Origin of the sequence: Massilia sp. IC2-278, assembly GCF_020708045.1 — a bacterium.
In the GTDB taxonomy this organism is placed as follows: domain Bacteria; phylum Pseudomonadota; class Gammaproteobacteria; order Burkholderiales; family Burkholderiaceae_D; genus Telluria.
In genome coordinates, this window is the sequence record NZ_JAJFES010000010.1 from 113,284 (window position 1) to 130,667 (window position 17,384).

Below are 17,384 nucleotides of genomic sequence, written 5' to 3' on the forward strand. Positions count from 1 at the left end.
TTTTTATATTGGTGCTTACGAAGCGAACGGGTGGCGCAGGACGATGGTTTCTTCGCGGTCCGGACCGGTCGAGACCATGTCGACCGGGATGCCGACCAGTTCTTCGATGCGCTTGATGTAGGCGCGGGCGTTCGCCGGCAGCTCGTCCATCGATTTCGCGCCGACGGTCGATTCGGTCCAGCCCGGCATTTCTTCGTAGACCGGCTCGCACAGGGCGGCTTCTTCGGCGCCGACCGGGAAGATGTCGACGTCGCGGCCGTTGATCTTGTAGCCGGTGCACAGCTTCAGCGACTCGATGCCGTCCAGCACGTCCAGCTTGGTCAGGCACATGCCCGACACGCCGTTGATCTGGACCGAGCGGCGCAGCAGCGCGGCGTCGAACCAGCCGCAGCGGCGCGCACGGCCGGTCACGGTGCCGAACTCGTGGCCCACGCGCGACAGGTGCTCGCCCACGCCTTCTGCGGTCGACAGTTCCGACGGGAACGGGCCCGAACCGACGCGGGTGGTGTAGGCCTTGGTGATGCCCATGATGTAATGCAGCATGCCAGGACCGACGCCGGCGCCGGCGGCGGCGTTGCCGGCCACGCAGTTCGACGAGGTGACGAACGGATAGGTGCCGTGGTCGACGTCGAGCAGCGAGCCTTGCGCGCCTTCGAACAGCAGGTGGCCGCCGGCCTTGTGCGCCGCATACAGTGCCGACGACACGTCGCCGACCATCGGACGCAGGCGCGGCACCAGGGCCATCGCGTCGTCGAAGGTCTTCTGGAAGTCGATCGCTTCGCCGCCCAGGTAGTTCACCAGCACGAAGTTGTGGTATTCCAGGTTTTCCTTCAGCTTCTCGGCGAAGCGCTCTTCGTTGAGCATGTCGGCGATGCGGATCGCGCGGCGCGCGACCTTGTCTTCGTAGGCCGGGCCGATGCCCTTGCCGGTGGTGCCGATCTTGTTCTCGCCGCGCTTGGCTTCGCGTGCCTTGTCGATGGCGACGTGGTAAGGCAGGATGACCGGGCAAGCTTCCGAGATTTTCAGGCGCGAGGCGACTTCGAGGCCGGCGGCTTCCAGCTTGTCGATTTCGCGCATCACGTCCGGCACCGACACGACGACGCCGTTGCCGATGTAGCAGGCCACGCCTTCGCGCATGATGCCCGACGGGATCAGCTGCAGTGCGGTTTTCTGGCCCTTGATGACCAGGGTATGGCCGGCGTTATGGCCGCCCTGGAAACGAACGACGCCGGCCGCATGGTCGGTCAGCCAGTCGACGATTTTGCCCTTGCCTTCATCGCCCCACTGGGTGCCGATGACGACGACGTTCTTTGCCACGGTAGTATTTGACATCACTTAACCTAAGTTTTTGAGAATCCAATTTCCATCTTCGAGGACGAGCACGCGGTCGCACTCGAACTCGTCCTGAACATTATCGTGACCCGGCATGGACTGGATCACGACTTCGCCTGCCTTGCGCAGGTCAGCGATTTTTTCGCGCAGCTCCGGCGCGTTGCCCCAGGGGGCGCGGATCGAATGCTTGCGCTCGGCCGTCGGCAGCAAGCGCGCCAGCTCGCGCAGATCGAGCGAGAAGCCGGTGGCCGGACGTGCGCGGCCGAAGGCTTCGCCCACGTGGTCGTAACGGCCGCCGCGCGCCACGGCGTTCGGCAGGCCCGGCACGTAGAGGGCGAACATGGCGCCACTTTCGTACTGGTAGCCGCGCAGGTCGGCCAGGTCGATCGCGACCTCGGCGCGGCCGATGGCGCCGGCGGCCAGCGCCGCCAGTTCAGCCAGGGCGCGGGTGATGCCGGGCAGCGCCGGCAGCACGTCCTTCGCGCGCGCCAGCACCTCGACGTCACCGTACAGGTTCGGCAGCGCGAGCAGTGCGTCGCGGGTAGCGGGTGCGTAGGCGCGGGTCAGCTCGGCCAGGCCGGGCACGTCTTTCGCGCGCAGCAGCGCGGTGATCTGAGCTTCGTCTTTCTTGGCTGCCGCGTCTTCATTCAGGAGCGCGCGCAGCACGCCGACGTGGGCCATGTCGAGGCGCACCTCGGTAAAACCGGCCAGCGCGACCGAGCACAACGCCAGCTCCTGGATCTCGGCGTCGGCTTCCAGGCCGGCGTGGCCGTAGATCTCGGCGCCGATCTGGATCGGCTCGCGCGTGGCGTGCAGGCCCGACGGGCGGGTGTGCAGCACGCTGCCGGCATAGCACAGGCGGGTAACGGAGTTACGGTTTAGCAGGTGGGCGTCGATGCGGGCGACTTGCGTCGTCATGTCGGCGCGCAGGCCGAGCAGGCGGCCGGACAACTGGTCGATCAGCTTGAAGGTGCGCAGGTCGGTGTCCTGGCCGGCGCCGGCGAGCAGCGACTCGACGTATTCGAGCATCGGCGGCATCACCAGCTCGTAGCCGTACAGGCGGAAGGTGTCGAGCATCGTGCGGCGCAGATCTTCGATCTTGCGCGCTTCGGACGGCAAGACGTCGGCGATATTCTCGGGCAGAAGCCAGTTCGGCATGGGCAACAGCTAGTGGATTGTTAAGAATGAGGCAATAAGGCGCGATCGAACGTGCGAAGTCAGCGCCGAATCGGCAATTTTACCCGAAAATGCGGCGGGGCTGGCGGTTGATGTTGCTCCGTGAGCTTGTCGAGGCGGTGATCCGTTGGCGGACGAACCGGATGGGAACGCCGACCGTACGGTGGGCACCCCGTGCCCACGCGAATGCGTGCGTCGCGTTGACGCTCCTGAAGCCGCTATTTAGGCTCAGCCGCCGACGGATGCAATGATGCCGCGTTGACGCATCGTTCCGCGTGGGCACGGAGTGCCCACCGTACGGGAGCCGATATCAAAATGCCGCGGCCACGAATAAAAAAACGCCGCGGAGTACGCGGCGTTTTCTGGAAGGCTCCGGCTTATTTGCTACCCGGATTCTTGAAATACTTGAAGTACTCCGAATTCGAATCGATCACCATCACATCACCCTGCGCCTTGAAGCTGGCGCGATAAGCTTCGAGCGAACGGTAGAACTTGTAAAACTCCGGGTTCTTGCCAAACGCTTCGGAATAAATCGCCGAGGCTTTCGCATCGCCCTCGCCCTTGATCTTCTCGGCTTCGCGGAAGGCTTCGGCCAAAATCACGGTGCGCTGGCGGTCTGCATCGGCGCGGATCTTTTCGCTTTCGGCCGAACCGGTCGAACGTAATTCATTGGCCACGCGCACCCGCTCGGCGCGCATGCGGTCGTACACCGAGTTGTTGATCTGGTCGATGTAGTCCACGCGCTTGAGGCGCACGTCGACGATGCCGACGCCGATCTGCTTGGCCTCGGCCACGACCTTGTCGCGCACCGCATCCATCACGCGGCCGCGTTCGCCGGAAATCACGTCGCGCACGGTGCGCTTGGTGATCTCGTCGTTCAGGGCCGCCTTGACGATCTGCGACATGCGGTTGCGCGCGGCGCGCTCGTCGCCGTTGAAGCTGACGTAGTACAGGCGCGGCTCGACGATGCGCCATTTCACGAAAGCGTCGACCAGGATGTTCTTCTTCTCGGACGTGATGAAGCGGTCGGCATCCGGCGTATCCAGGGTCAGGATGCGCTTGTCCAGGTAGATCACGTTCTGGAACGGCGGCGGCAGCTTGAAGTGCAGGCCCGGCTCGGCGATCACTTCACGCACTTCACCGAGGGCGAAGACGATCGCGAAGCGGCGCTGGTCGACCACGAACACGGTCGAGGACAGCAGCATCAGGGCAATGAAGCCCGCCACGAAAATGGTTACGAGGCGGCTCATCAACGGCTCTCCCTGTCACGTGAAGTATCGCGGCTGCGCGAGTCGCGCTGGCGCACCGCTTCGATGTTTTGCATGACTTCCTGCGAAGTCGACGAGGTTTCCTGCGTGGTCTGCGGCTGCACCGGACCCGAGTGCGCACGGCCGACATTCGCGTCGTTCGCGGCCACCTGGGCCACCAGCTTGTCGAGCGGCAGGTACAGCAGGTTGGAACCCGACTTGGCGTCGACCATCACCTTAGTGGTGTTGCTGAAGATCGATTGCATGGTGTCGAGGTACATGCGGTCGCGGGTCACGCCCGGGGCCTTGGCGTACTCGGCCACCACCTGGTTGAAGCGCGAGGCGTTACCGGTCGCGTTTTCGATGACCATCGAGCGGTAGGCGGAAGCATCTTCCAGCAGGCGGTTGGCGGCGCCGCGGGCACGCGGAATCACGTCGTTGGCATAGGCCTGGCCTTCGTTGCCGGCGCGCGCGCGGTCCTGGCCGGCTTTCACGGCGTCATCGAATGCGCTCTGCACCTGCTCCGGCGGCTGCACGTTCTGCATGGTCACGTTGGTGATCAGGACGCCCAGCTTGTAGCGGTCGACGATGGCCTGCATCATGGTGTGGACGTCGACGGCCACCTTTTCGCGACCTTCGTACAGCACGAAGTCCATCTTGCTCTTGCCCACCACTTCGCGCACCGCGGTCTCGGCGATCTGGTGCACGCTGGTGTCCTGGTCGCGGTTGTTGAAGACCCAGGCGACCGGGTCCTTCAGGGTGTACTGCACCGCGAACTGGATGTCGATGATGTTTTCGTCGTCGGTCAGCATCAGCGCTTCGGCCGGCTGCTTGTTGCGCACGTTGTCGCGGTAGCCGATTTCGGCGGTGCGCACCTGCGAGACGTTGACGGTTTCGTGGGCCTGGATCGGGGCCGGCCAGCGCCAGTTGAAACCGGCGCCGGTGGTGTGGCTCAGGCGGCCGAAGGTGGTCACCACGCCGACCTGGCCTTCCTGCACGATGAAGGCGCCGCTGGCGAGCCAGATCAGCACGACGATGAAGCCGATCACGGTGGCCGTAATGCCGGCGCCCCGCCCTTCCGAGCGGTACGGCCCGCCGGCGTCGCCGCCGTTGTTGCCGCGCCCGCCGAACAGGCGGTTCAGGCGCGCATTGAAGTCGCGCCACATCTGGTCGAGATCGGGCGGACCTTCACCCGGACGGCGGCCCTCCTGGGCCTTGGGGTCACGCTTGGGATTGTTGCCCCAGCGTGGATCGTTCAGCGACAGTTTGACGCCGAAACGTTTAAGTAAGGAAACGAGCATAGGCTTTATTGGGGCCCGACAGGGGTGGAGGTTGGAATACGGTCGCCGAGGTCGTCGTCGGAATCGTCGGGGGAGTCATCGTCGGATGCATTCGGCACGGCATCGTCCTGCTCTTCGTTTTCAGGGCTCGAACCGCGCGCGGAGCCTGCCGCCTCGACGATGGCATCGCGCAGCAAATCGAGGCCGGCGCCACTGCGGGCGCTGATAAAAACGCGGCTGATTTTATCATATTCATCACGTTCGACCCCGGGCTGGAGGTCGGCTGCATCAATCTTGTTCCACACAAGGATTTGCGGAATATGGTCGGCGCCGATTTCGCGCAGGACGTCGTTGACCTGCTCGATCTGTTCCATGCGCACCGGCGAGGAACCGTCGACCACGTGCAGCAGCAGGTCGGCGTGGATGGTTTCTTCCAGGGTGGCGCGGAACGCTGCCACCAATTGGTGCGGCAGTTCGCGCACGAAACCGACGGTGTCGGAAATCACCACGCTGCCGACCTCGTCGTTGAGGTAGAGGCGGCGGCTGGTGGTGTCCAGCGTGGCGAACAGCTGGTTCGCCACATACACGCCGGCCTTGGTCAGCGTGTTGAACAGCGTCGACTTGCCGGCATTCGTGTAGCCGACCAGCGACACCGAGAAGGTGTTGTTGCGGCCACGCTGGCGGCGCTGGGTCTCGTGCTGCTTGCGCAGCTTGACCAGGCGGGCGCGCAGGGCCTTGACGCGCTCGCCGATCAGGCGGCGGTCGGTCTCGAGCTGGGTTTCGCCGGGACCGCGCAGGCCGATACCGCCCTTCTGGCGTTCAAGGTGGGTCCAGCCGCGGATCAGGCGCGTGGCCAGGTGCTGCAACTGGGCCAGTTCCACCTGCAGCTTGCCCTCGTGGCTCTTGGCGCGCTGGGCGAAGATGTCGAGGATCAGGCTGGTGCGGTCGATGACGCGGCGGTTCAGGCGGCGTTCGAGGTTACGCTGCTGGGCAGGCGACAGGGCGTGGTTGAAGATGACGATGTCGGCATTGTCGACGGTCGCCGCCTGGGCGATTTCGTCGGCCTTGCCGCTGCCGACAAAATAGGCAGGATCGGGGGCGGAGCGTTTTGCGGTGATCGTGGTGATCGGCTCCGCGCCGGCCGAGCGCGCCAACAAGGCGAGCTCTTCGAGACTGGCGCTGAAGTCGACAGCGCCAAAATCGATGCCGACCAGCGCGGCGCGCATGGTACTTGTACCGAGGGCGTCAGCCATCGGCCTTACTCAGCTTCGGAATCGAGGTTGAGATTGACGGCGCGAGCCGGCACGACGGTGGAAATGGCATGCTTATAGACCATTTGGGTGACGGTGTTGCGGAGCAGGACGACGTACTGGTCGAAGGACTCGATGTGGCCCTGCAGTTTGATCCCGTTGACCAGGTAGATCGAGACAGGGACGTGCTCTTTGCGCAAGGCATTGAGGAATGGGTCTTGTAACAGTTGCCCTTTGTTGCTCATAACAGCTCCGTAATGTTGTTGTAGTTTAAAAATTGGAGGCTAATGCCGCCTTTTCAAGTGGACGGGGCAAGATTCAGCTTTGCGAACGATGGCCTGCAGTTACTGTAACCTGTTTTACCCTTTTTTGTCGTACTGCTAGGCTTAAGAAAACATTAAACCCAGCAATACGTCCCCATGGAAAGGCGATTATCCGAAAAGGATTATCCTTCGCGCTTATCGAAAGGATTTTTGCCGCTGCGCAGTTCGATGCGCAGTGGCGTGCCGATCAGGCTGAAGGTGTCGCGGAAGTGCTTTTCCAGATAGCGTTTATACGGTTCCGTCACGCCATCGAGGGCATTGCCGTGGATGACGATGACCGGCGGATTCTGGCCGCCCTGGTGGGCGTAGCGCATCTTCGGACGGGTGCCGCCCTTGCGCTTCGGCTCCTGCTTCTCGATCGCTTCCTGCAGCGCGCGGGTCAGGCGCGGGGTCGACAGGTTGGCCGTGGCTGCAGCATACGCCGCATCGACCGACTTCATCAGCTGCGACACGCCGCTGCCCTTCAGCGCCGAGATGAACTTCATGTCGGCAAAGCCGAGGAAGTCGAGCTTGCGGTCGATGTCGTTCTTCACCTGGTCGCGCTGGTCGCTGGTCAAGCCGTCCCACTTGTTGACAGCCACCACCAGCGCCCTGCCCGACTCCAGGATGAAGCCGGCAATGTGCGCATCCTGCTCGGAAATGTCTTGCTGGGCATCGAGCATCAGCACGACCACGTTCGCTTCGGTCACCGACTGCAGGGTCTTCACGACCGAGAATTTCTCAATGGCCTCGAACACCTTGCCGCGGCGGCGGATGCCGGCGGTGTCGATCAGGGTGTACTGCTTGCCGTCGCGCTCGAACGGCACTTCGATCGAGTCGCGGGTGGTGCCCGGCATGTCGAAGGCGATCACGCGCTGCTCGCCGACCAGGGTGTTGATCAGGGTCGACTTGCCGACGTTCGGACGGCCGACCAGGGCGATCTTCACGCCGCGGTCCGCCGGCTCCAGTTCTTCCTCGTCGGCCGGGCGCTGGGCAAAGGCCATGTCGAGCGCTTCGTTGACCAGGTCGGTCACGCCGTCGCCGTGGGCGGCGGAAATGACGTAGGGGTCGCCCATGCCCAGTTCGTAGAACTCGGCGGTAACCGAGGTGTACTTCATGCCCTCGGACTTGTTAATGACGAGCATGACCTGGCGTCCGGACTTGCGCAGGAAGTCGGTAATGGTCTTGTCGTGCGGGGTCAGGCCCTGGCGGCCGTCGACGATGAAGACGACGATGTCGGCTTCGGCCACGGCCTGCTTCGTCTGCAGGGCCATCTCGTGCATGATGCCTTCCTTGGCCACCGGCTCGAAACCGCCGGTATCGATGACCAGGAAGGGCCGCTCGCCGATACGCCCCTCGCCGTAGTGGCGGTCGCGCGTCAGGCCAGGGAGGTCGGCCACCAGCGCGTCGCGCGAACGGGTCAGGCGGTTGAAGAGGGTCGACTTTCCGACGTTCGGGCGACCAACGAGTGCAATTACCGGCTTCATGTATTTATTCTATTCGACCGCGATGGCGGCCACAGTTCCATTTTGTGTTTGAAAAATCAGGTTACTTCCGGCCACCAGGGGCGTGCCGCTGACGGCGCCGCCGTCGAGGGACAGACGCGCCAGCATGCTGCCTTCTTCGCGCGACAGGAAGTGGATGTAACCCTGGTAGTCGCCGACCGCGACCGCGCGGCCGTAGGACAGCGGAGTCGACAGGCCGCGGAAGGCCAGCTTGTCGTTCTTCCAGACGCTGGCGCCGCTGTCGCGGGCGAACGCATGGACGGCGCCCTTGTCGTCGGCGGCGAAGACGAAGCGCTGGTCCACGGCCACGCCCACTTCCGAGGACAAATCGCGGTTCCAGCGCGGCGAACCCGAGGCCAGCTCGAAGCAGGACACGCGGCCCTGGTAGGACACGGCGCAGACGTCGGATTCGAAGATCACCGGCGCGCCGCCGATGTCGGTCACGCGTTCGAGTTCGGTGGCGCCGCGGGCGACGCCGACTTCGACTTCCCAGCGCGGTGCGCCGGTGGCCAGCAGGAAGGAAGTGAGTTTACCGGCCGGCTGGGCCACGACCACGTCTTTTTCGTACACCACCATGCCCGGCGCATTGCGCAGGGTCAGCGGCGGCGACGGACGCTGCACGGTCCATTTCTTTTCGCCGGTGGCGGCGTCGATGCCGACCACGCGGTTGTCGATCGAGCGCGCCACGACCATGCCCTGGCCCACGGCCGGGGCGGAGAGGATCTCGCTCGACAGCTGGGTCTTCCAGAGCGCCTTGCCTTCCATGTCGAAGGCCATCAGCACGCCCTTGGCGGCGCCGACCACGATCACGTTGCCGTCGGTGCCGACGCCGGCGGTCAGGTCCGAGCCTGCCTTGATGCGCCACATCGGGCGGCCGTCGGCCGCTTCGACGCGGGCGATGTTGCCCTCGGCGCTGGCCACGACCAGGGTGTTACCGGCCAGCGCAGGCGAGAACTGGTAGCCGCGCGCCTTGCCGATGTCGAGCTTCCATGCGGTACGCACGGCCATCGACGCCTTCAGTTCTTCCAGCTTGGCCGGCTCGTTGGTCTTGTCCTTCGAGGAGAAGGGGTTGAGCGAACTCAAGGTCGAGCAGCCCGTCATCAGGGCCAGGACACCGACACCAACCAGCTTACGGGTAATACGCATATTCTTTTAGCCTTGTTCTTAGTCTGAAGTCTGAACTGTATAAAGCCGCAAAGCCCGCCCCCGCCAGGAAGGCGGAAGCGGGCCGTATCCGACGACGATTACGCTGCTGCCTTCGGCGCTTCCGGAGCGGTGCCGCCGATGGCTTCGAGCTTGATGCGCACCAGCTGGCTGCCCGGATGCTTCGGACCCATGGCGGCCAGGGCGGCAACGTAGGCGCTGCGCGCATCGGCGATCTTGTTCTGCGCGACCAGCACGTCGCCCTTGCGATCCTGCACTTCGGCGGCGAATTGCGGCAGGAACTTTTCGTTCAGCAGCTTCATGGCGCCGTCGTAGTTCTTTTCGTCCAGCAGCACGCCGGCCAGACGCAGCTTCGCGACCGACTGGTACTCGTCGTTGCCGTTGTCGACCACCCATTGCAGATGGGTCTTGGCGGTCTTCAGGTCGTTCGCCTCGAAGGCGGCCTTGGCGGCGGCCAGGGCGCTCATCTGCGCGTAGGCGGTGCGCTTGAACTTGTCCTGGATGTCAGCGGCAATGCGCTGGGCCTTGGCATTGTCGTTGGCGGTGACGGCGTCGGTCAGGGTGTCATACAGGGCCGAAGCCTCCACGGACGACTTGCGCTGATGCTGGTTCCAGAAGTTATAGGCGGCGAAAGAGCCGAGCGCAATGATCAGCACCCAGGTGATCAGGTTGCCGTACTTGGACCAGAAAGCCTTGAATGAGGCAATCTGTTCTTGTTCTTCGAGGTCGTATGCCATGGTCGTTCGTCTGTCTGATAGTTATCGATGGATGACTTGCTTCGCTACTGCTTACGGGTGGTAATGCACGTGATCGTGGTCGTGGTCATGGTCGCCGATGATGGCGTCGACCACGTGGTCGACCACGGCGTCGAAGGCGACGCTGGCCTGCTGCTGCTCGCCGGCTTCCCCGCGCAGCGACTTCACGGCCGCCACATTGTTGGCCACTTCGTCTTCGCCGAGGATGACGGCAAAGGCGGCGCCGCTGGCGTCGGCCTTCTTCATCTGGCTCTTGAAGCTGCCCGCACCCGCCGGCGTTGCGCAATGTAGCACAACATCCAGGCCGGCATCGCGGAATCGTTCGGCCAGGATGAAGGCCTGCACCTGCGCTTCTTCGCCCTGGTGCACCATGTAGACGTCGCACTGGGAAGGCGTGGCCGGCTCGCCCAGGCCCTTCATCAGCTCGACGATGCGCTCGATGCCCATCGCGAAACCGACGCCCGGCGTGTGCTTGCCGCCGAAGGTTTCGATCAGCGGATCGTAGCGGCCGCCGGCGCAGATGGTGCCCTGCGAGCCCAGCTCGTCGGTGACCCACTCGAACACGGTGCGGTTGTAGTAATCGAGGCCGCGCACCAGGCGCGGGTTCACGGTGTACTGGACGTTGTTACGGTCGAGCAGTTTTTTCACGCCGTTGAAGTGGGCCAGTGAATCTTCGCCCAGATACGACAGCAGCTGCGGCGCGCCGTTCACCATTTCCTGCATGGCCGGGTTCTTGGTGTCGAGGATACGCAGCGGGTTGCTGTGCAGGCGGCGCTGGGCTTCGGCGTCGAGCACTTCGCTGTGCTGCTCGAAGTAGGCGATCAAATCGGCGCGGTGGCGGTTGCGCTCGTCGGCGTTGCCGATCGAGTTCAGTTCCAGGCGCACATTCTGCAGGCCGAGGTCATCCCACAGGCGGCGGCACAGCATGATCAGCTCGGCATCGATGTCCGGGCCGGCAAAGCCCACGGCTTCGGCGCCGAACTGGAAGAACTGGCGGTAGCGGCCGCGCTGCGGACGCTCGTGGCGGAACATCGGGCCCTTGTACCAGAGGCGCTTCGGGCCTTCGTAGACGAGGTTGTGCTCGATGACGGCGCGCACCACGCCGGCCGTGCCTTCGGGGCGCAGGGTCAGCTGGTCGCCGTTCATCGAGTCTTCGAAGGAATACATTTCCTTTTCGACGATGTCGGTCACGGCGCCGATCGCGCGCGCGAACAGGCGGGTTTCCTCGACGATGGGGGTGACGATTTTCTGGTAGCCGTAGCTCTTCAGGATCGTTTCGGCGGTGTTCTCGAACAGTTCCCACAGCGGCGCGTCGGCTGGGAGGATGTCGTTCATGCCTTTGATGGCATTGATTTTTTCTGGTTTGGACATGTTGTTTGCTCTGCTATCCGCATTCTTGCGGTCGGTTCTGCTTTTGTAGGGTGGACACCTGTGTCCACGCGGTACGGCATGCGATCTGTCGAACCGCCTCACAAGGTGCGGTATTCAAGAGTACGACCGCGTGGACACAGGTGTCCACCCTACGTTTTAGCCAACGATTTCGGTTTGTTTGCCGTAATTCTTTTTCACGTAATCCAGCACGATGGTCTGGAACTCATCGACGATCCGCTCGCCGCGCAGCGTGGCAACCTTCTGCCCATCGACGAATACCGGCGCCGCCGGCGATTCGCCGGTGCCCGGCAAACTGATGCCGATGTTCGCGTGCTTCGATTCGCCAGGGCCGTTGACGATGCAGCCCATCACGGCCACGTTCATCGCTTCCACGCCCGGATACAGCTTCTTCCATTCCGGCATGGAATCGCGCAGGAAGGTCTGGATGTTGTCGGCCAGTTCCTGGAACACGGTCGAGGTCGTACGGCCGCAGCCCGGGCAGGCGATCACCATTGGGGTGAATTTGCGCAGGCCCATGGTCTGCAGGATTTCCTGCGACACCACGACTTCTTTCGTGCGGTCACCGCCCGGTTCCGGCGTCAGCGACACGCGGATGGTGTCGCCGATGCCTTCCTGCAGCAGCACCGACAGCGCAGCGGTCGAGGCGACGATGCCCTTGCTGCCCATGCCGGCCTCGGTCAGGCCCAAGTGCAGCGGGTAGTCGCAGCGGCGCGCCAGTTCGCGATACACCGCGATCAAATCCTGCACCGCCGAGACCTTGCACGACAGGATGATCTTGTCCTTCGCCAGGCCGACTTCCTCGGCACGCACGGCGTTCTCGATGGCCGAGGTGATCAGGGCTTCGTACATCACGGCCTGGGCGCTGAACGGGTTCGCGCGCGCGGCGTTCGCATCCATGATGCGCGCCAGCAGGCTTTGATCCAGGCTGCCCCAGTTGACGCCGATGCGCACCGGCTTGTCGTGCTTGATGGCGACTTCGATCATCTGGGCGAACTGGGTGTCGCGCTTGGCGCCCTGCCCCACGTTGCCCGGGTTGATGCGGTACTTCGACAGCGCGGCCGCGCACTCCGGGAAGTCGCGCAGCAGGATGTGGCCGTTGTAGTGGAAGTCGCCGACCAGCGGCACATCGATTTCCATGCGGTCGAGCTGCTCGCGGATCGCCGGTACGGCGGCCGCGGCTTCCGGCTTGTCGACGGTGAGACGCACCATCTCGGAACCGGCGCGCGCCAGTTCCTTGATCTGGATGGCGGTGCCGATCACGTCGGCGGTGTCGGTGTTGGTCATCGACTGCACCACCACCGGGGCGTCGCCACCGATCCAGACCTTGCGCGCGCCGTGCTGGACCAGCACGCGGCGGCTGGCGCGGCGCGCCATCGGACCGGAAGGAATGGGCAAATTCATGGCGTTCATGCTGTGTTCCCGATTATCTGTTCAGTACTTATTTGATCGTGACGCGCGAAATCGTCTTGCCAGGCACCTGCGGCAGCGCGACGGCGGCGCCGCGCAGCGTGGCCGTGACGCCGTTCGGGTTGCCGACCACCAGGGTCGCCGTGCCCGGCACCTCGACGGTCTCGGTGCTGCCGGCCTTGACCAGGCGCGAAATCAGCGCGCGGCCGCCTTGCGGACGCACTTCGATCCAGGAATCCTCGCGCACGCTCAGCACCAGGGTGTTGGCGCCTGCGACAGGAGCGGCGGCGGCCGGCGCAACCGGGGTGGCGCCAGGCGCCGTGACGACTGCCGCGGGCGCGTTCGCAGCCGGCGCGGTCGTGGCCGGCGCTGCCGGTGCAGTCGTGGCAGGCGCCGGTGCAGTCCCTGCGGGCGGCGTGGCGGCATTCCCGGCCGGCGCGGTTGCCGGCGCGTTTGATGGCGCATTCGCCGGCGCTGCGCCATTCGCGTCGCCCGGCGCCGGCACCGAGATCAGCGGCACGGCTGGATCGTGGGCCGTGTCGGGAACGGTCGCGGTGCTGCCGTCGGCCGGCACGGTCGGTACGGCGTCGCCGCCGGCCGTGGCGTCGCCCCCCGGCAGTTTGATCAGGCCGAAATTCCAGGCGGCGCCGGCGGCGGCAGCCACCACGACGACGGCGGCGATCCAGCCCAGCGGCAGGCTGGAGCGCTTGCCATGGGTCGGGAAGCGCGAATGCGAGAACGAGGTCGGACGCTCGCGGCGCGCGGCGGCGTCAGTGTCCGCGACAACCGGTTCGTCGATCTTGACCATTGCCACCAGCGGCGCCGGATCGAGGCGCACGATCTTGGCGTAGGCGCGCACGAAACCGCGCGTCACGGCGGGGCTGGGCAAGGCGGCGTAGTCGCCGGCCTCGATCGCCACCACCTGGCGCACCGCCAGCTTGAGCTGTTCGGCTACCTGCTCGACGCTCCAGCCCATCGCTTCGCGCTGTGCGGCAAGGGTGGCGCCAGGATGGCTGTGGTGGTTGGCCGGCGTGGCGCCCTGGTCTGCGCGCTCTGAAGTCATTGTCGTCTCACTCATCGAATGCCCCGCGCTCGTACGCCGCGAATTCGGGCGAGCCCGGGAAGCGCCGCCGCAGCTGCGCCAGCAGGCTGGCTTCGTTCGCGCGTTCGCCGGTCTTGCGGCCGACCCGGATGGCCAGCCACAAGGCGTCGGCGGACAGGGTGTCGAGGGTCGACACGTCCGTCAGGCGGTGTATGAAAAAACCGGCGCGCTCGTAGTCGCGCCGCTCGTAGTACACCCGCGCCAGGCCGGCGCTGGTGGCCGGCAGGTTCGGGTTGTAACGCAGCGCATTGAGCAGGTAGCGCTCGGCCGCGTCGATATTATTCGTCTTCAGGCTGCACTGCCCGGCATTCACCATGGCGCTCACCGGCGTGCGGTAGGCGGGATTGGCGATCGCGGCGTCGAAGTGGCGCATCGCCTCGGCCGGGCGGTTGGCACGCTGGCACAGGAAGGTGCCGTAGTTGTTGGCGAGCTCGGGGTTGCGCGGCGCGAGGCGCAGCGCGTGCTGGTAGTTTTCTTCCGCGAGCGGCAATTCGTTCATCGCGGTGTAGATCAGGGCCCGTACGCCATAGGCGTCGGCATAATCGCCGTTGGCGGCGATCGCCTTCTTGATCTCGTCGAGGGCGATCTCGTACTTGCCGTCCTGGTAGTACTCGACCGCCAGCTGCAGGCGGATCGCGGCGCGCTTTTCGGCCTGGGTCTGGTCGGAGGCGGTCTTCAGTTCGGCCGTGGAGCCGCTATTGCTTGTATTTGCACAGGCCGTCAGCAGGCACAGGGCAAGCGCAGCCGCCATGCGGATGCCCCCTGCCCTGTTCATGCCCGCGCCTGCCTGTGCGCCGATCAAGAAGGAATCTCCACGATGCGGCCGAAGTCGGCGCCGAACTTCTTCTGGTACTCGGCCATCTTTTCCATGCGCTCGGCCACGCGGGTACGGTCCTTGACCTCGCCCGCCAGCTGGCCGCAGGCGGCGTCGATGTCGTCGCCGCGCGTCTTGCGCACGGTGGTGACGATGCCGGCATTCATCAGCACTTCGGCAAAGGCCTTGATGCGCGGGTTCTTCGAGCGGAACAGGCCGGACTCCGGGAAAGGATTGAACGGAATCAGGTTGAACTTGCAGTTCACGCCCACTTCCGGATCGTTGACCAGGGCGATCAGTTCGCGCGCATGCTCGTCGCTGTCGTTGAAGTTGTCGAGCATGCAGTACTCGAAGGTGATGAAGTCGCGCGGCGCGAATTCCAGGTAGCGCTTGCAGGCGGCCAGCAGTTCGCGCAGCGGGTACTTTTTATTCAGCGGCACCAGGATGTCGCGCAGGGCGTCGTTCGAGGCGTGCAGCGACACGGCCAGGGCCACCGGCACGTCTTGCGCCAGCTTGTCGATGTTCGGCACCACGCCCGAGGTCGACAGGGTCACGCGGCGGCGCGACAGGCCGTAGGCGTTATCGTCGAGCATGAGTTTCAGCGCGGTGGCGGTCGGCTCGTAGTTCAGCAGCGGCTCGCCCATGCCCATCATGACCACGTTGGTGATCTGGCGTTCGCCTTTCGGGCCGGGCTCGATGCCCTTGGTGCGGCGCAGCTCGAACTCGGCCATCCACAGCTGGCCGATGATCTCGGCCACGGTCAGGTTGCGGTTGAAGCCCTGCTTGCCGGTCGAGCAGAAGCGGCAGTTGACGGCGCAGCCGGCCTGCGTGGAGATGCACAGCGTGCCGCGGTTTTCTTCCGGGATGAACACGGTTTCCACGGCGTTGCCGTTGCCGACGTCGACCAGCCACTTGCGGGTGCCGTCGCTCGAGGTGTTGTCGCTGATGATGGCCGGCGAGCGCACCTCGGCGCGGGTTTTCAGTTTTTCGCGCAGCGACTTGGCGAGGTCCGTCATGTCGTCGAAATTGCTGGCGCCGAACTGGTGTATCCAACGTTGCAATTGCTTTGCGCGGAACGGCTTCTCACCCAATTCAGCGCAGTAAGCGACGAGTTGCGCGGGATCGAAGTCCAGCAGGTTGGTGAGAGTCGTCATGGTGTTCTGGGGTACTGTATAAAAAATAAAACGAACCCCGCTCGCCGGGCCTGAGGCATGGGCGAGCGGTGCTTGGTGCCGACAGCGATTACTTCAGTTCTGGGAAGAAGTAAGCGATTTCGACTTGTGCGGCTTCGACAGCGTCCGAACCGTGCACGGCGTTGGCATCGATCGAATCGGCGAAGTCGGCGCGGATGGTGCCTTTTTCAGCTTTCTTCGGATCGGTTGCGCCCATCAGGTCGCGGTGTGCCAGGACGGCGTTCTCGCCTTCCAGAACCTGGATCATGACTGGACCCGAGACCATGAAGGTGACCAGGTCGTTGAAGAAGCCGCGCTCCTTGTGGGCAGCGTAGAAGCCTTCAGCCTGCTCGCGCGACAGCTGGGTCATACGGGCTGCGACGATCTTCAGGCCAGCGTTTTCGAAGCGGCTGTAGATTTGGCCGATCACGTTTTTTGCAACTGCGTCTGGTTTGATGATCGACAGGGTGCGTTCGATTGCCATGTAAAAACTCCAATAAAAAGAAAGGTTTAAATCGAGAAGTTGAGAACTCAATCAACCTTCGATTTTACCATACATGCGTCCATATAACCCAGAATGCGGCGGGGCGGGTCAAAGTGGCGGAATCGCGTTGGAAAAACGCCCGGTCGAGCGAGGCCGGTAGCTTGCGGTACGGAACTTATGAATAACTTAAACCCAAGGCCTGTCCATACTCTGCGCGGCATGCGCATGCTATGCTGGCACCGAATTATCCTACCAACGGAGGCACGAACATGAACCCTATCCTGCAAAAGCAACCCGCGTACGACGTGGCGGTCGGCCAGGTCACGCGCAACAAAGTCCTGCGCAACACCTTCTGGCTGCTGGCCCTGTCGATGATCCCGACCGTGCTCGGCGCCTTCATCGGCGTCACGATGCAGCTGCCGATGCTCGGCGGCGCGATGGGCTTCATCATCTTCCTGGCGATTGCCTTCGGCTTCATGTTTGCCATCGAAAAGACCAAGGATTCCGCGGTCGGCGTGTTCGTTTTGCTGGGCTTCACCTTCTTCATGGGCCTGATGCTGACCCCGCTGCTGCGCCACACCCTGGGCTACAGCAACGGCGGCACCCTGATCATGACCGCCTTCGGTGGCACCGCCTGCGTGCTGGCCGTGATGGCAAGCATCGCCACCACCACCAAGCGCGATTTCTCGGGCATGGGCAGCTGGCTGATGGCCGGCGTGGTCGTGCTGCTGCTGGCCGGCTTCGCCAACATCTTCCTGCAGATCCCGGCGCTGACCATCGTGTTCTCGGTGCTGGCCGTGGCGATCTTCTCGGCCTTCATCCTGTATGACGTGCAGCGCATCGTCAATGGCGGCGAAACCAACTACATCACGGCTACCCTGGCGATCTACCTCGACGTGTACAACGTCTTCACCAACCTGCTGCGCCTGCTGGGCATCGCCGGCGGCGACGACTGATCTTTACGCAAAGAAGCAACAAGCCGGCCCGCGAGGCCGGCTTTTT

At 64.0% G+C, this 17,384-nt stretch carries 16 protein-coding genes; 1 reads left to right on the forward strand and 15 read right to left on the reverse strand.

What is annotated here, in order from left to right:
- Positions 1-15: 15 nt before the first annotated feature.
- The 15 genes from LK540_RS17925 to ndk all read right to left on the reverse strand — a co-directional run bounded on the left by LK540_RS17925 (position 16) and on the right by ndk (position 16,382).
- Positions 16-1,332: an adenylosuccinate synthase gene (locus LK540_RS17925; RefSeq protein ID WP_229438671.1), complete on the reverse strand. Its 1,317-nt coding sequence runs from the start codon at positions 1,330-1,332 to the stop codon at positions 16-18.
- 3 nt (positions 1,333-1,335) lie between these two features.
- Complete coding sequence (locus LK540_RS17930; RefSeq protein WP_229438672.1) at positions 1,336-2,490, reverse strand: ATP phosphoribosyltransferase regulatory subunit; 1,155 nt, start codon at positions 2,488-2,490, stop codon at positions 1,336-1,338.
- Positions 2,491-2,885: 395 nt separating this feature from the next.
- A complete protein-coding gene (gene hflC, locus LK540_RS17935; protein WP_229438673.1) occupies positions 2,886-3,758 on the reverse strand; it encodes a protease modulator HflC in 873 nt (290 codons plus the stop codon).
- A complete protein-coding gene (hflK, locus tag LK540_RS17940; RefSeq protein ID WP_229438674.1) occupies positions 3,758-5,056 on the reverse strand; it encodes an FtsH protease activity modulator HflK in 1,299 nt (432 codons plus the stop codon). The genes hflC and hflK overlap by 1 nt, the downstream gene beginning before the upstream one ends.
- A gap of 5 nt (positions 5,057-5,061) precedes the next feature.
- Positions 5,062-6,261: a GTPase HflX gene (gene hflX / locus LK540_RS17945; RefSeq protein WP_229438721.1), complete on the reverse strand. Its 1,200-nt coding sequence runs from the start codon at positions 6,259-6,261 to the stop codon at positions 5,062-5,064.
- 32 nt (positions 6,262-6,293) lie between these two features.
- Positions 6,294-6,530 (reverse strand): RNA chaperone Hfq, encoded by a 237-nt coding sequence (hfq, locus tag LK540_RS17950; protein WP_026354376.1) that lies wholly within the window; start codon positions 6,528-6,530, stop codon positions 6,294-6,296.
- A 200-nt stretch (positions 6,531-6,730) separates the two neighbouring features.
- The gene (gene der / locus LK540_RS17955; protein WP_229438675.1) at positions 6,731-8,074 is read right to left on the reverse strand and encodes a ribosome biogenesis GTPase Der; all 1,344 of its coding nucleotides are present in this window, start codon (positions 8,072-8,074) and stop codon (positions 6,731-6,733) included.
- Positions 8,075-8,083: 9 nt separating this feature from the next.
- Positions 8,084-9,238: an outer membrane protein assembly factor BamB gene (gene bamB, locus LK540_RS17960; protein WP_229438676.1), complete on the reverse strand. Its 1,155-nt coding sequence runs from the start codon at positions 9,236-9,238 to the stop codon at positions 8,084-8,086.
- Positions 9,239-9,336: 98 nt separating this feature from the next.
- Entirely contained in the window at positions 9,337-9,993 is a 657-nt protein-coding gene (locus LK540_RS17965) for a tetratricopeptide repeat protein (protein WP_229438677.1), read from the reverse strand.
- A gap of 51 nt (positions 9,994-10,044) precedes the next feature.
- A complete protein-coding gene (gene hisS / locus LK540_RS17970) occupies positions 10,045-11,382 on the reverse strand; it encodes a histidine--tRNA ligase (protein WP_229438678.1) in 1,338 nt (445 codons plus the stop codon).
- A 156-nt stretch (positions 11,383-11,538) separates the two neighbouring features.
- Complete coding sequence (gene ispG, locus LK540_RS17975) at positions 11,539-12,813, reverse strand: flavodoxin-dependent (E)-4-hydroxy-3-methylbut-2-enyl-diphosphate synthase (RefSeq protein ID WP_229438679.1); 1,275 nt, start codon at positions 12,811-12,813, stop codon at positions 11,539-11,541.
- 28 nt (positions 12,814-12,841) lie between these two features.
- Positions 12,842-13,873: a helix-turn-helix domain-containing protein gene (locus tag LK540_RS17980; RefSeq protein ID WP_229438680.1), complete on the reverse strand. Its 1,032-nt coding sequence runs from the start codon at positions 13,871-13,873 to the stop codon at positions 12,842-12,844.
- A gap of 7 nt (positions 13,874-13,880) precedes the next feature.
- Entirely contained in the window at positions 13,881-14,687 is an 807-nt protein-coding gene (gene pilW / locus LK540_RS17985; protein WP_229438681.1) for a type IV pilus biogenesis/stability protein PilW, read from the reverse strand.
- Positions 14,688-14,710: 23 nt separating this feature from the next.
- Positions 14,711-15,880, reverse strand: coding sequence for a 23S rRNA (adenine(2503)-C(2))-methyltransferase RlmN (gene rlmN / locus LK540_RS17990; protein ID WP_229438682.1), 1,170 nt, complete (start codon positions 15,878-15,880; stop codon positions 14,711-14,713).
- 88 nt (positions 15,881-15,968) lie between these two features.
- Complete coding sequence (ndk, locus tag LK540_RS17995; protein ID WP_229438683.1) at positions 15,969-16,382, reverse strand: nucleoside-diphosphate kinase; 414 nt, start codon at positions 16,380-16,382, stop codon at positions 15,969-15,971.
- Positions 16,383-16,651: 269 nt separating this feature from the next.
- Here ndk and LK540_RS18000 point away from each other — a divergent pair, with 269 nt between their 5' ends.
- Positions 16,652-17,338, forward strand: a complete 687-nt coding sequence (locus tag LK540_RS18000) for a Bax inhibitor-1/YccA family protein (protein WP_229438684.1) — start codon at positions 16,652-16,654, stop codon at positions 17,336-17,338.
- Positions 17,339-17,384 lie beyond the last annotated feature (46 nt).

Excerpts from the sequence above, each read along its gene's own strand:
- LK540_RS17925 (WP_229438671.1), bottom strand. The coding sequence starts at position 1,332 with ATGTCAAATACTACCGTGGCAAAGAACGTCGTCGTCATCGGCACCCAG.
- LK540_RS17930 (WP_229438672.1), bottom strand. The coding sequence starts at position 2,490 with ATGCCGAACTGGCTTCTGCCCGAGAATATCGCCGACGTCTTGCCGTCC.
- hflC (WP_229438673.1), bottom strand. The coding sequence starts at position 3,758 with ATGAGCCGCCTCGTAACCATTTTCGTGGCGGGCTTCATTGCCCTGATG.
- hflK (WP_229438674.1), bottom strand. The coding sequence starts at position 5,056 with ATGCTCGTTTCCTTACTTAAACGTTTCGGCGTCAAACTGTCGCTGAAC.
- hflX (WP_229438721.1), bottom strand. The coding sequence starts at position 6,261 with ATGCGCGCCGCGCTGGTCGGCATCGATTTTGGCGCTGTCGACTTCAGC.
- hfq (WP_026354376.1), bottom strand. The coding sequence starts at position 6,530 with ATGAGCAACAAAGGGCAACTGTTACAAGACCCATTCCTCAATGCCTTG.
- der (WP_229438675.1), bottom strand. The coding sequence starts at position 8,074 with ATGAAGCCGGTAATTGCACTCGTTGGTCGCCCGAACGTCGGAAAGTCG.
- bamB (WP_229438676.1), bottom strand. The coding sequence starts at position 9,238 with ATGCGTATTACCCGTAAGCTGGTTGGTGTCGGTGTCCTGGCCCTGATG.
- LK540_RS17965 (WP_229438677.1), bottom strand. The coding sequence starts at position 9,993 with ATGGCATACGACCTCGAAGAACAAGAACAGATTGCCTCATTCAAGGCT.
- hisS (WP_229438678.1), bottom strand. The coding sequence starts at position 11,382 with ATGTCCAAACCAGAAAAAATCAATGCCATCAAAGGCATGAACGACATC.
- ispG (WP_229438679.1), bottom strand. The coding sequence starts at position 12,813 with ATGAACGCCATGAATTTGCCCATTCCTTCCGGTCCGATGGCGCGCCGC.
- LK540_RS17980 (WP_229438680.1), bottom strand. The coding sequence starts at position 13,873 with ATGACTTCAGAGCGCGCAGACCAGGGCGCCACGCCGGCCAACCACCAC.
- pilW (WP_229438681.1), bottom strand. The coding sequence starts at position 14,687 with ATGAACAGGGCAGGGGGCATCCGCATGGCGGCTGCGCTTGCCCTGTGC.
- rlmN (WP_229438682.1), bottom strand. The coding sequence starts at position 15,880 with ATGACGACTCTCACCAACCTGCTGGACTTCGATCCCGCGCAACTCGTC.
- ndk (WP_229438683.1), bottom strand. The coding sequence starts at position 16,382 with ATGGCAATCGAACGCACCCTGTCGATCATCAAACCAGACGCAGTTGCA.
- LK540_RS18000 (WP_229438684.1), top strand. The coding sequence starts at position 16,652 with ATGAACCCTATCCTGCAAAAGCAACCCGCGTACGACGTGGCGGTCGGC.